This is a genomic window from Pseudomonas sp. TMW 2.1634, from assembly GCF_001703595.1.
Taxonomy (GTDB): domain Bacteria; phylum Pseudomonadota; class Gammaproteobacteria; order Pseudomonadales; family Pseudomonadaceae; genus Aquipseudomonas; species Aquipseudomonas fragi.
In genome coordinates this window covers 3,205,750-3,219,918 of sequence record NZ_CP016849.1, presented here as the reverse complement: position 1 = coordinate 3,219,918, position 14,169 = coordinate 3,205,750, and the positions used below count along the sequence as shown (strand labels likewise).

Sequence of the window (14,169 nt, the reverse complement as noted above, 5' to 3'; positions counted from 1 at the left end):
ATCCCACGCCGCTTTTGCCTTGCGAGGTTTTGCTGATGAACATGCCTGAGAACGCCGAATTGAATCTGACCAGCCAGCTCAAGCTGGATGCACACTGGATGCCTTACACCGCCAACCGTAACTTCCATCGTGATCCGCGTTTTATCGTGGCCGCCAAGGGCAGTTACCTGACGGATGATAAGGGTCGGCAGATTTACGATTCGTTGTCAGGTCTGTGGACTTGCGGCGCAGGGCATACCCGTACAGAAATCCAGGAAGCAGTGGCCAGGCAGCTGGGCACCCTCGATTACTCGCCGGCGTTCCAGTACGGCCACCCGCTGTCGTTCAAGCTGGCGGAAAAAATCACCGAGCTGACACCAGGTAATCTGAACCACGTGTTCTTCACTGACTCAGGCTCGGAGTGTGCCGATACTGCGGTGAAGATGGTGCGTGCTTACTGGCGCCTGAAAGGCCAGTCGACCAAGACCAAGATGATTGGTCGTGCCCGTGGTTATCACGGGGTAAACATTGCGGGCACCAGCCTGGGTGGCGTGAACGGTAACCGTAAACTGTTTGGCCAGGCCATGATGGATGTGGATCACTTGCCGCACACGCTGTTGGCCAGCAATGCGTTCTCTCGCGGCATGCCGGAGCAGGGCGGGATTGCCCTGGCTGACGAATTGCTCAAATTGATCGAGTTGCACGATGCCTCGAACATTGCTGCCGTTTTTGTTGAGCCGATGGCAGGCTCTGCGGGGGTATTGGTTCCGCCTCAGGGTTATCTGAAACGTCTGCGCGAAATCTGCGACCAGCACAATATCCTCTTGGTGTTCGATGAAGTGATCACCGGGTTTGGTCGCACAGGCTCGATGTTCGGTGCTGACAGCTTCGGTGTGACCCCGGACTTGATGTGTATCGCCAAGCAAGTCACCAACGGCGCGATCCCGATGGGGGCCGTGATTGCGAGCAGCGAGATTTATCACACGTTCATGAATCAGCCGACGCCTGAATACGCGGTTGAATTCCCGCATGGTTATACCTACTCGGCTCACCCGGTGGCGTGTGCTGCAGGCCTGGCAGCGCTTGATTTGCTGCAGAAGGAAAACCTGGTGCAGAGCGTGGCTGAAGTCGCGCCGCATTTTGAGAATGCATTGCACGGTTTGAAGGGCGTGAAGAACGTTATCGACATTCGTAACTATGGCCTGGCGGGGGCGATCCAGATTGCGCCGCGTGATGGTGATGCCATTGTGCGTCCGTTCGATGCTGCAATGAAGCTGTGGAAAGCAGGTTTCTACGTGCGCTACGGTGGCGACACCCTGCAGTTCGGGCCAACGTTCAACAGCAAGCCGCAAGACCTGGATCGTTTGTTCGATGCAGTCGGCGAAGCACTGAACCAGATCGACTGATCCTTCTATATAGAAGCGACACTTATGGCATACACCCAGGCGCGCAGCGTTCGCGCCTGTGGACAACTTTTCTGGAGCATCCATGAGCACCATTCAACACCTGATCAATGGCGAGTTGCTGAACGATTCCGGCCGCACCGCTGATGTTTACAACCCGTCTACCGGCAAAGTGATTCATCAGGTTCCATTGGCCAGTCGCGAGACGATTCAACAAGCCATTGATGCGGCCAAGGCTGCCTTCCCGGCGTGGCGCAATACACCGCCGGCCAAGCGTGCCCAGGTCATGTTCCGTTTCAAGCAGTTGCTGGAGCAGAACGAAGCGCGTATTTCGCAATTGATCAGCGAAGAGCATGGCAAGACCCTGGAAGATGCTGCAGGTGAGCTTAAGCGTGGGATCGAGAACGTCGAATACGCATGTTCGGCTCCTGAAATCCTGAAGGGTGAATACAGCCGTAACGTAGGGCCGAACATTGATGCCTGGTCGGACTTCCAGCCACTGGGTGTGGTTGCAGGGATTACCCCGTTCAACTTCCCGGCTATGGTTCCGTTGTGGATGTATCCATTGGCCATTGTGTGCGGTAACTGTTTCATTCTTAAACCGTCGGAGCGTGACCCCAGCTCCACGCTGCTGATCGCTCAACTGTTGCAAGAAGCCGGTTTGCCTAAAGGCGTGATGAACGTGGTGCATGGCGACAAGTCAGCGGTGGATGCGCTGATCGAAGCGCCGGAAGTCAAAGCCTTGAGTTTTGTGGGCTCGACGCCGATTGCCGAATACATCTACGCCGAAGGTACCAAGCGCGGCAAACGCGTGCAGGCGTTGGGCGGGGCGAAGAACCATGCGGTATTGATGCCGGATGCGGACCTGGATAACGCAGTCAGCGCATTGATGGGCGCGGCCTATGGTTCGTGCGGCGAGCGTTGCATGGCCATTTCGGTTGCTGTGTGCGTGGGTGATCAGGTGGCCGATGCCCTGGTAGCCAAGCTGGTTCCGCAAATCAAGGCCCTGAAAATTGGTGCGGGCACTTCGTGCGGGCTGGACATGGGGCCGCTGGTAACCGGTCAGGCCCGTGACAAGGTCAGCGGTTATGTAGACGATGGCGTTGCAGCAGGCGCCGAGCTGGTGGTTGATGGTCGCGGGTTGAGCATCAAGGGGCATGAAGAAGGCTTCTTCCTCGGTGGTTGTCTGTTCGATCGCGTAACGCCAGAGATGCGCATCTATAAAGAAGAGATCTTTGGTCCGGTGCTGTGCATCGTGCGGGTCAAGAGCCTGGAAGAGGCGATGCAACTGATCAACGATCACGAATACGGTAATGGCACCTGCATTTTCACTCGTGATGGTGAAGCGGCTCGTTTGTTCTGTGATGAGATTGAAGTCGGTATGGTAGGCGTCAACGTTCCGCTACCGGTACCTGTGGCCTACCACAGCTTCGGCGGCTGGAAGCGTTCGCTGTTTGGCGACTTGCATGCCTATGGCCCGGATGGTGTGCGTTTCTACACCCGTCGCAAGGCAATCACGCAACGCTGGCCGCAACGTGCCAGCCATGAAGCGTCGCAGTTTGCCTTCCCGAGCCTGTAACCAGGGCGTCAGCCCGGTGCTTATATAGAAGAAGAGAGGCCAGCCGCCAGGCTGGCCTCTGCTTTTAGGGCTCTTTTAAGGCTATATGACAGAATTGTGAAACTAGTGCTTGACCCAGATTTGTAACTGTCTATAATTCGCCCCACTTCCGGCGCAGTCGAAACGGAAAACTCCTTGAGTTTCAATGAGTTGGATGAGTTTTCGGCAGTGCCAGCTTCAAGTCACCGGAGCAGGAAATGAGGTGTTGACAGCAGCGTGTAACGCTGTAGAATTCGCCTCCCGCTAACGAGAGATCGAAAGCGCAAGTGGTTGATGTTGTTAAAGTTTTCTAAGCGAAACTTTGAAAATATCAAAAATAACCGCTTGACAGCAACAGAGGCTGCTGTAGAATGCGCGCCTCGGTACAGCGAAAGCTGACCAACCGCTCTTTAACAATTGAATCAAGCAATTCGTGTGGGTGCTTGTGGAGTCAGACTGATAGTCAACAAGATTATCAGCATCACAAGTTACTCCGCGAGAAATCAAAGATGTAGCCAACGATTGCTGAGCCAAGTTTAGGGTTTCTTAAAAACCCAAAGATGTTTGAACTGAAGAGTTTGATCATGGCTCAGATTGAACGCTGGCGGCAGGCCTAACACATGCAAGTCGAGCGGTAGAGAGAAGCTTGCTTCTCTTGAGAGCGGCGGACGGGTGAGTAATACCTAGGAATCTGCCTGATAGTGGGGGATAACGTTCGGAAACGGACGCTAATACCGCATACGTCCTACGGGAGAAAGCAGGGGACCTTCGGGCCTTGCGCTATCAGATGAGCCTAGGTCGGATTAGCTAGTTGGTGAGGTAATGGCTCACCAAGGCTACGATCCGTAACTGGTCTGAGAGGATGATCAGTCACACTGGAACTGAGACACGGTCCAGACTCCTACGGGAGGCAGCAGTGGGGAATATTGGACAATGGGCGAAAGCCTGATCCAGCCATGCCGCGTGTGTGAAGAAGGTCTTCGGATTGTAAAGCACTTTAAGTTGGGAGGAAGGGCATTAACCTAATACGTTAGTGTCTTGACGTTACCGACAGAATAAGCACCGGCTAACTCTGTGCCAGCAGCCGCGGTAATACAGAGGGTGCAAGCGTTAATCGGAATTACTGGGCGTAAAGCGCGCGTAGGTGGTTTGTTAAGTTGAATGTGAAATCCCCGGGCTCAACCTGGGAACTGCATCCAAAACTGGCAAGCTAGAGTATGGTAGAGGGTAGTGGAATTTCCTGTGTAGCGGTGAAATGCGTAGATATAGGAAGGAACACCAGTGGCGAAGGCGACTACCTGGACTGATACTGACACTGAGGTGCGAAAGCGTGGGGAGCAAACAGGATTAGATACCCTGGTAGTCCACGCCGTAAACGATGTCAACTAGCCGTTGGGAGTCTTGAACTCTTAGTGGCGCAGCTAACGCATTAAGTTGACCGCCTGGGGAGTACGGCCGCAAGGTTAAAACTCAAATGAATTGACGGGGGCCCGCACAAGCGGTGGAGCATGTGGTTTAATTCGAAGCAACGCGAAGAACCTTACCAGGCCTTGACATCCAATGAACTTTCCAGAGATGGATTGGTGCCTTCGGGAACATTGAGACAGGTGCTGCATGGCTGTCGTCAGCTCGTGTCGTGAGATGTTGGGTTAAGTCCCGTAACGAGCGCAACCCTTGTCCTTAGTTACCAGCACGTAATGGTGGGCACTCTAAGGAGACTGCCGGTGACAAACCGGAGGAAGGTGGGGATGACGTCAAGTCATCATGGCCCTTACGGCCTGGGCTACACACGTGCTACAATGGTCGGTACAAAGGGTTGCCAAGCCGCGAGGTGGAGCTAATCCCATAAAACCGATCGTAGTCCGGATCGCAGTCTGCAACTCGACTGCGTGAAGTCGGAATCGCTAGTAATCGTGAATCAGAATGTCACGGTGAATACGTTCCCGGGCCTTGTACACACCGCCCGTCACACCATGGGAGTGGGTTGCACCAGAAGTAGCTAGTCTAACCTTCGGGAGGACGGTTACCACGGTGTGATTCATGACTGGGGTGAAGTCGTAACAAGGTAGCCGTAGGGGAACCTGCGGCTGGATCACCTCCTTAATCGACGACATCAGCTGCTCCATAAGTTCCCACACGAATTGCTTGATTCATTGTAGAAGACGAGAACTGCAGAGTTGATCTGCGGTTTGTCTGTCGTAAAGCTTAGAAATGAGCATTCCATCAGATGGTGGTGAATGTTGATTTCTGATCTTTTGATTAGATCGTTCTTTAAAAATTTGGGTATGTAATAGAAAGTTAGACTGGATAACACTTTCACTGGTGTTTATTCAGGCTAAGGTAAAATTTGTGATTGCTCTTAATTGAGCAGCGAATTTTCGGCGAATGTCGTCTTCATAGTATAACCAGATTGCTTGGGGTTATATGGTCAAGTGAAGAAGCGCATACGGTGGATGCCTTGGCAGTCAGAGGCGATGAAAGACGTGGTAGCCTGCGAAAAGCTTCGGGGAGTCGGCAAACAGACTTTGATCCGGAGATGTCTGAATGGGGGAACCCACCTAACATAAGTTAGGTATCTTAAGCTGAATACATAGGCTTAAGAAGCGAACCAGGGGAACTGAAACATCTAAGTACCCTGAGGAAAAGAAATCAACCGAGATTCCCTTAGTAGTGGCGAGCGAACGGGGACCAGCCCTTAAGCTGTATTGATGTTAGCGGAACGCTCTGGAAAGTGCGGCCATAGTGGGTGATAGCCCTGTACGCGAAAACATCTTTGCAGTGAAATCGAGTAGGACGGAGCACGAGAAACTTTGTCTGAATATGGGGGGACCATCCTCCAAGGCTAAATACTACTGACTGACCGATAGTGAACTAGTACCGTGAGGGAAAGGCGAAAAGAACCCCGGAGAGGGGAGTGAAATAGATCCTGAAACCGTATGCGTACAAGCAGTGGGAGCCCACTTTGTTGGGTGACTGCGTACCTTTTGTATAATGGGTCAGCGACTTATTTTCAGTGGCAAGCTTAACCGAATAGGGGAGGCGTAGCGAAAGCGAGTCTTAATAGGGCGTCTAGTCGCTGGGAATAGACCCGAAACCGGGCGATCTATCCATGGGCAGGTTGAAGGTTGGGTAACACTAACTGGAGGACCGAACCGACTACCGTTGAAAAGTTAGCGGATGACCTGTGGATCGGAGTGAAAGGCTAATCAAGCTCGGAGATAGCTGGTTCTCCTCGAAAGCTATTTAGGTAGCGCCTCATGTATCACTGTAGGGGGTAGAGCACTGTTTCGGCTAGGGGGCCATCCCGGCTTACCAAACCGATGCAAACTCCGAATACCTACAAGTGCCGAGCATGGGAGACACACGGCGGGTGCTAACGTCCGTCGTGAAAAGGGAAACAACCCAGACCGTCAGCTAAGGTCCCAAAGTTATGGTTAAGTGGGAAACGATGTGGGAAGGCTTAGACAGCTAGGAGGTTGGCTTAGAAGCAGCCACCCTTTAAAGAAAGCGTAATAGCTCACTAGTCGAGTCGGCCTGCGCGGAAGATTTAACGGGGCTCAAACCATACACCGAAGCTACGGGTATCACTTAGGTGATGCGGTAGAGGAGCGTTCTGTAAGCCTGTGAAGGTGAGTTGAGAAGCTTGCTGGAGGTATCAGAAGTGCGAATGCTGACATGAGTAACGATAATGGGTGTGAAAAACACCCACGCCGAAAGACCAAGGTTTCCTGCGCAACGTTAATCGACGCAGGGTTAGTCGGTCCCTAAGGCGAGGCTGAAAAGCGTAGTCGATGGAAAACAGGTTAATATTCCTGTACTTCTGGTTATTGCGATGGAGGGACGGAGAAGGCTAGGCCAGCTTGGCGTTGGTTGTCCAAGTTTAAGGTGGTAGGCTGGAATCTTAGGTAAATCCGGGATTCTAAGGCCGAGAGCTGATGACGAGTGTTCTTTTAGAACACGAAGTGGTTGATGCCATGCTTCCAAGAAAAGCTTCTAAGCTTCAGGTAACCAGGAACCGTACCCCAAACCGACACAGGTGGTTGGGTAGAGAATACCAAGGCGCTTGAGAGAACTCGGGTGAAGGAACTAGGCAAAATGGCACCGTAACTTCGGGAGAAGGTGCGCCGATGGAGGTGAAGCATTTACTGCGTAAGCCCCTGTCGGTCGAAGATACCAGGCCGCTGCGACTGTTTATTAAAAACACAGCACTCTGCAAACACGAAAGTGGACGTATAGGGTGTGACGCCTGCCCGGTGCCGGAAGGTTAATTGATGGGGTTAGCTAACGCGAAGCTCTTGATCGAAGCCCCGGTAAACGGCGGCCGTAACTATAACGGTCCTAAGGTAGCGAAATTCCTTGTCGGGTAAGTTCCGACCTGCACGAATGGCGTAACGATGGCGGCGCTGTCTCCACCCGAGACTCAGTGAAATTGAAATCGCTGTGAAGATGCAGTGTATCCGCGGCTAGACGGAAAGACCCCGTGAACCTTTACTATAGCTTTGCACTGGACTTTGAATTTGCTTGTGTAGGATAGGTGGGAGGCTTTGAAGCGTGGACGCCAGTCTGCGTGGAGCCAACCTTGAAATACCACCCTGGCAACTTTGAGGTTCTAACTCAGGTCCGTTATCCGGATCGAGGACAGTGTATGGTGGGTAGTTTGACTGGGGCGGTCTCCTCCTAAAGAGTAACGGAGGAGTACGAAGGTGCGCTCAGACCGGTCGGAAATCGGTCGTAGAGTATAAAGGCAAAAGCGCGCTTGACTGCGAGACAGACACGTCGAGCAGGTACGAAAGTAGGTCTTAGTGATCCGGTGGTTCTGTATGGAAGGGCCATCGCTCAACGGATAAAAGGTACTCCGGGGATAACAGGCTGATACCGCCCAAGAGTTCATATCGACGGCGGTGTTTGGCACCTCGATGTCGGCTCATCACATCCTGGGGCTGAAGCCGGTCCCAAGGGTATGGCTGTTCGCCATTTAAAGTGGTACGCGAGCTGGGTTTAGAACGTCGTGAGACAGTTCGGTCCCTATCTGCCGTGGACGTTTGAGATTTGAGAGGGGCTGCTCCTAGTACGAGAGGACCGGAGTGGACGAACCTCTGGTGTTCCGGTTGTCACGCCAGTGGCATTGCCGGGTAGCTATGTTCGGGAAAGATAACCGCTGAAAGCATCTAAGCGGGAAACTTGCCTCAAGATGAGATCTCACTGGAACCTTGAGTTCCCTAAAGGGCCGTCGAAGACTACGACGTTGATAGGTTGGGTGTGTAAGCGCTGTGAGGCGTTGAGCTAACCAATACTAATTGCCCGTGAGGCTTGACCATATAACACCCAAGCAATTTGCTTAGAAGCGAATTGCGGTGTGTGAAGACGATACAAACCGAAAGTTTGCGGTTCACAAAACACCAACTATTACATACCCATTCGCTGGAGCGTGCGCCGCAAGGCAAACGACCTGGCTACCGAATTTCTTGACGACCATAGAGCATTGGAACCACCTGATCCCATCCCGAACTCAGTAGTGAAACGATGCATCGCCGATGGTAGTGTGGGGTTTCCCCATGTGAGAGTAGGTCATCGTCAAGATTAAATTCCAAAAACCCTGTCTGCTCACGCAGACAGGGTTTTTGTTTTTATATAAGTACAAGCTTTGTAAAAAGCTCGTACGGTTAATCAGGCCATTTGCCTGGCTAACCACTCGATTATCTCAATCGAAAGAAGCAGGAAATAAAGCGTTGACAGCAGTGTGTAACACTGTAGAATTCGCCTCCCGCTAACGAGATATCGAAAGCGCAAGTGGTTGATGTTACAGAGGAAACTTTGAAAACATCTTAAAATAACCGCTTGACAGCAACAGAGGCTGCTGTAGAATGCGCGCCTCGGTACAGCGAAAGCTGACCAACCGCTCTTTAACAACTGAATCAAGCAATTCGTGTGGGTGCTTGTGGAGTCAGACTGATAGTCAACAAGATTATCAGCATCACAAGTTACTCCGCGAGAAATCAAAGATGTAACCAACGATTGCTGAGCCAAGTTTAGGGTTTCTTAAAAACCCAAAGATGTTTGAACTGAAGAGTTTGATCATGGCTCAGATTGAACGCTGGCGGCAGGCCTAACACATGCAAGTCGAGCGGTAGAGAGAAGCTTGCTTCTCTTGAGAGCGGCGGACGGGTGAGTAATACCTAGGAATCTGCCTGATAGTGGGGGATAACGTTCGGAAACGGACGCTAATACCGCATACGTCCTACGGGAGAAAGCAGGGGACCTTCGGGCCTTGCGCTATCAGATGAGCCTAGGTCGGATTAGCTAGTTGGTGAGGTAATGGCTCACCAAGGCTACGATCCGTAACTGGTCTGAGAGGATGATCAGTCACACTGGAACTGAGACACGGTCCAGACTCCTACGGGAGGCAGCAGTGGGGAATATTGGACAATGGGCGAAAGCCTGATCCAGCCATGCCGCGTGTGTGAAGAAGGTCTTCGGATTGTAAAGCACTTTAAGTTGGGAGGAAGGGCATTAACCTAATACGTTAGTGTCTTGACGTTACCGACAGAATAAGCACCGGCTAACTCTGTGCCAGCAGCCGCGGTAATACAGAGGGTGCAAGCGTTAATCGGAATTACTGGGCGTAAAGCGCGCGTAGGTGGTTTGTTAAGTTGAATGTGAAATCCCCGGGCTCAACCTGGGAACTGCATCCAAAACTGGCAAGCTAGAGTATGGTAGAGGGTAGTGGAATTTCCTGTGTAGCGGTGAAATGCGTAGATATAGGAAGGAACACCAGTGGCGAAGGCGACTACCTGGACTGATACTGACACTGAGGTGCGAAAGCGTGGGGAGCAAACAGGATTAGATACCCTGGTAGTCCACGCCGTAAACGATGTCAACTAGCCGTTGGGAGTCTTGAACTCTTAGTGGCGCAGCTAACGCATTAAGTTGACCGCCTGGGGAGTACGGCCGCAAGGTTAAAACTCAAATGAATTGACGGGGGCCCGCACAAGCGGTGGAGCATGTGGTTTAATTCGAAGCAACGCGAAGAACCTTACCAGGCCTTGACATCCAATGAACTTTCCAGAGATGGATTGGTGCCTTCGGGAACATTGAGACAGGTGCTGCATGGCTGTCGTCAGCTCGTGTCGTGAGATGTTGGGTTAAGTCCCGTAACGAGCGCAACCCTTGTCCTTAGTTACCAGCACGTAATGGTGGGCACTCTAAGGAGACTGCCGGTGACAAACCGGAGGAAGGTGGGGATGACGTCAAGTCATCATGGCCCTTACGGCCTGGGCTACACACGTGCTACAATGGTCGGTACAAAGGGTTGCCAAGCCGCGAGGTGGAGCTAATCCCATAAAACCGATCGTAGTCCGGATCGCAGTCTGCAACTCGACTGCGTGAAGTCGGAATCGCTAGTAATCGTGAATCAGAATGTCACGGTGAATACGTTCCCGGGCCTTGTACACACCGCCCGTCACACCATGGGAGTGGGTTGCACCAGAAGTAGCTAGTCTAACCTTCGGGAGGACGGTTACCACGGTGTGATTCATGACTGGGGTGAAGTCGTAACAAGGTAGCCGTAGGGGAACCTGCGGCTGGATCACCTCCTTAATCGACGACATCAGCTGCTCCATAAGTTCCCACACGAATTGCTTGATTCATTGTAGAAGACGAGAACTGCAGAGTTGATCTGCGGTTTGTCTGTCGTAAAGCTTAGAAATGAGCATTCCATCAGATGGTGGTGAATGTTGATTTCTGATCTTTTGATTAGATCGTTCTTTAAAAATTTGGGTATGTAATAGAAAGTTAGACTGGATAACACTTTCACTGGTGTTTATTCAGGCTAAGGTAAAATTTGTGATTGCTCTTAATTGAGCAGCGAATTTTCGGCGAATGTCGTCTTCATAGTATAACCAGATTGCTTGGGGTTATATGGTCAAGTGAAGAAGCGCATACGGTGGATGCCTTGGCAGTCAGAGGCGATGAAAGACGTGGTAGCCTGCGAAAAGCTTCGGGGAGTCGGCAAACAGACTTTGATCCGGAGATGTCTGAATGGGGGAACCCACCTAACATAAGTTAGGTATCTTAAGCTGAATACATAGGCTTAAGAAGCGAACCAGGGGAACTGAAACATCTAAGTACCCTGAGGAAAAGAAATCAACCGAGATTCCCTTAGTAGTGGCGAGCGAACGGGGACCAGCCCTTAAGCTGTATTGATGTTAGCGGAACGCTCTGGAAAGTGCGGCCATAGTGGGTGATAGCCCTGTACGCGAAAACATCTTTGCAGTGAAATCGAGTAGGACGGAGCACGAGAAACTTTGTCTGAATATGGGGGGACCATCCTCCAAGGCTAAATACTACTGACTGACCGATAGTGAACTAGTACCGTGAGGGAAAGGCGAAAAGAACCCCGGAGAGGGGAGTGAAATAGATCCTGAAACCGTATGCGTACAAGCAGTGGGAGCCCACTTTGTTGGGTGACTGCGTACCTTTTGTATAATGGGTCAGCGACTTATTTTCAGTGGCAAGCTTAACCGAATAGGGGAGGCGTAGCGAAAGCGAGTCTTAATAGGGCGTCTAGTCGCTGGGAATAGACCCGAAACCGGGCGATCTATCCATGGGCAGGTTGAAGGTTGGGTAACACTAACTGGAGGACCGAACCGACTACCGTTGAAAAGTTAGCGGATGACCTGTGGATCGGAGTGAAAGGCTAATCAAGCTCGGAGATAGCTGGTTCTCCTCGAAAGCTATTTAGGTAGCGCCTCATGTATCACTGTAGGGGGTAGAGCACTGTTTCGGCTAGGGGGCCATCCCGGCTTACCAAACCGATGCAAACTCCGAATACCTACAAGTGCCGAGCATGGGAGACACACGGCGGGTGCTAACGTCCGTCGTGAAAAGGGAAACAACCCAGACCGTCAGCTAAGGTCCCAAAGTTATGGTTAAGTGGGAAACGATGTGGGAAGGCTTAGACAGCTAGGAGGTTGGCTTAGAAGCAGCCACCCTTTAAAGAAAGCGTAATAGCTCACTAGTCGAGTCGGCCTGCGCGGAAGATTTAACGGGGCTCAAACCATACACCGAAGCTACGGGTATCACTTAGGTGATGCGGTAGAGGAGCGTTCTGTAAGCCTGTGAAGGTGAGTTGAGAAGCTTGCTGGAGGTATCAGAAGTGCGAATGCTGACATGAGTAACGATAATGGGTGTGAAAAACACCCACGCCGAAAGACCAAGGTTTCCTGCGCAACGTTAATCGACGCAGGGTTAGTCGGTCCCTAAGGCGAGGCTGAAAAGCGTAGTCGATGGAAAACAGGTTAATATTCCTGTACTTCTGGTTATTGCGATGGAGGGACGGAGAAGGCTAGGCCAGCTTGGCGTTGGTTGTCCAAGTTTAAGGTGGTAGGCTGGAATCTTAGGTAAATCCGGGATTCTAAGGCCGAGAGCTGATGACGAGTGTTCTTTTAGAACACGAAGTGGTTGATGCCATGCTTCCAAGAAAAGCTTCTAAGCTTCAGGTAACCAGGAACCGTACCCCAAACCGACACAGGTGGTTGGGTAGAGAATACCAAGGCGCTTGAGAGAACTCGGGTGAAGGAACTAGGCAAAATGGCACCGTAACTTCGGGAGAAGGTGCGCCGATGGAGGTGAAGCATTTACTGCGTAAGCCCCTGTCGGTCGAAGATACCAGGCCGCTGCGACTGTTTATTAAAAACACAGCACTCTGCAAACACGAAAGTGGACGTATAGGGTGTGACGCCTGCCCGGTGCCGGAAGGTTAATTGATGGGGTTAGCTAACGCGAAGCTCTTGATCGAAGCCCCGGTAAACGGCGGCCGTAACTATAACGGTCCTAAGGTAGCGAAATTCCTTGTCGGGTAAGTTCCGACCTGCACGAATGGCGTAACGATGGCGGCGCTGTCTCCACCCGAGACTCAGTGAAATTGAAATCGCTGTGAAGATGCAGTGTATCCGCGGCTAGACGGAAAGACCCCGTGAACCTTTACTATAGCTTTGCACTGGACTTTGAATTTGCTTGTGTAGGATAGGTGGGAGGCTTTGAAGCGTGAACGCCAGTTTGCGTGGAGCCAACCTTGAAATACCACCCTGGCAACTTTGAGGTTCTAACTCAGGTCCGTTATCCGGATCGAGGACAGTGTATGGTGGGTAGTTTGACTGGGGCGGTCTCCTCCTAAAGAGTAACGGAGGAGTACGAAGGTGCGCTCAGACCGGTCGGAAATCGGTCGTAGAGTATAAAGGCAAAAGCGCGCTTGACTGCGAGACAGACACGTCGAGCAGGTACGAAAGTAGGTCTTAGTGATCCGGTGGTTCTGTATGGAAGGGCCATCGCTCAACGGATAAAAGGTACTCCGGGGATAACAGGCTGATACCGCCCAAGAGTTCATATCGACGGCGGTGTTTGGCACCTCGATGTCGGCTCATCACATCCTGGGGCTGAAGCCGGTCCCAAGGGTATGGCTGTTCGCCATTTAAAGTGGTACGCGAGCTGGGTTTAGAACGTCGTGAGACAGTTCGGTCCCTATCTGCCGTGGACGTTTGAGATTTGAGAGGGGCTGCTCCTAGTACGAGAGGACCGGAGTGGACGAACCTCTGGTGTTCCGGTTGTCACGCCAGTGGCATTGCCGGGTAGCTATGTTCGGGAAAGATAACCGCTGAAAGCATCTAAGCGGGAAACTTGCCTCAAGATGAGATCTCACTGGAACCTTGAGTTCCCTAAAGGGCCGTCGAAGACTACGACGTTGATAGGTTGGGTGTGTAAGCGCTGTGAGGCGTTGAGCTAACCAATACTAATTGCCCGTGAGGCTTGACCATATAACACCCAAGCAATTTGCTTAGAAGCGAATTGCGGTGTGTGAAGACGATACAAACCGAAAGTTTGCGGTTCACAAAACACCAACTATTACATACCCATTCGCTGGAGCGTGCGCCGTAAGGCAAACGACCTGGCTACCGAATTTCTTGACGACCATAGAGCATTGGAACCACCTGATCCCATCCCGAACTCAGTAGTGAAACGATGCATCGCCGATGGTAGTGTGGGGTTTCCCCATGTGAGAGTAGGTCATCGTCAAGATTAAATTCCAAACCCCCTGTCTGCTCACGCAGACAGGGGGTTTGTTTTTGCGCCGAGAAAAGTTTCGGCGCGTCTCACTCCTCTTCTCACACCTTGAACTCCACCCATCTGGTCGAG

Annotated in this window: 2 protein-coding genes and 6 rRNA genes; all 8 read left to right on the top strand. The window is 51.8% G+C overall.

Annotated features, from left to right (window positions below; translation table 11 throughout):
* Window positions 1-35 precede the first annotated feature (35 nt).
* The 8 genes from BFC21_RS15305 to rrf (BFC21_RS15260) all read left to right on the top strand — a co-directional run bounded on the left by BFC21_RS15305 (window position 36) and on the right by rrf (BFC21_RS15260) (window position 14,052).
* Complete coding sequence (locus tag BFC21_RS15305; RefSeq protein WP_016783594.1) at window positions 36-1,385, top strand: aspartate aminotransferase family protein; 1,350 nt, start codon at window positions 36-38, stop codon at window positions 1,383-1,385.
* Window positions 1,386-1,467: 82 nt separating this feature from the next.
* On the top strand, window positions 1,468-2,961 hold the full coding sequence (locus BFC21_RS15300) for a CoA-acylating methylmalonate-semialdehyde dehydrogenase (protein ID WP_016783595.1): 1,494 nt from the start codon (window positions 1,468-1,470) through the stop codon (window positions 2,959-2,961).
* Window positions 2,962-3,545: 584 nt separating this feature from the next.
* Window positions 3,546-5,082: ribosomal RNA gene (locus BFC21_RS15290) — 16S ribosomal RNA — on the top strand.
* 323 nt (window positions 5,083-5,405) lie between these two features.
* A 23S ribosomal RNA gene (locus BFC21_RS15285) occupies window positions 5,406-8,297 on the top strand.
* Between the two features lie 146 nt (window positions 8,298-8,443).
* Window positions 8,444-8,559, top strand: a 5S ribosomal RNA gene (gene rrf, locus BFC21_RS15280).
* 479 nt (window positions 8,560-9,038) lie between these two features.
* Window positions 9,039-10,575 (top strand): 16S ribosomal RNA (locus BFC21_RS15270).
* Window positions 10,576-10,898: 323 nt separating this feature from the next.
* Window positions 10,899-13,790, top strand: a 23S ribosomal RNA gene (locus BFC21_RS15265).
* 146 nt (window positions 13,791-13,936) lie between these two features.
* Window positions 13,937-14,052: ribosomal RNA gene (rrf, locus tag BFC21_RS15260) — 5S ribosomal RNA — on the top strand.
* Together the 16S, 23S and 5S rRNA genes form the textbook arrangement of a ribosomal RNA operon.
* Window positions 14,053-14,169: the final 117 nt, after the last annotated feature.

What these genes read in the sequence shown, in the direction of transcription:
- BFC21_RS15305 (WP_016783594.1), top strand. Translation starts at nt 36, where the DNA reads ATGAACATGCCTGAGAACGCCGAATTGAATCTGACCAGCCAGCTCAAG.
- BFC21_RS15300 (WP_016783595.1), top strand. Translation starts at nt 1,468, where the DNA reads ATGAGCACCATTCAACACCTGATCAATGGCGAGTTGCTGAACGATTCC.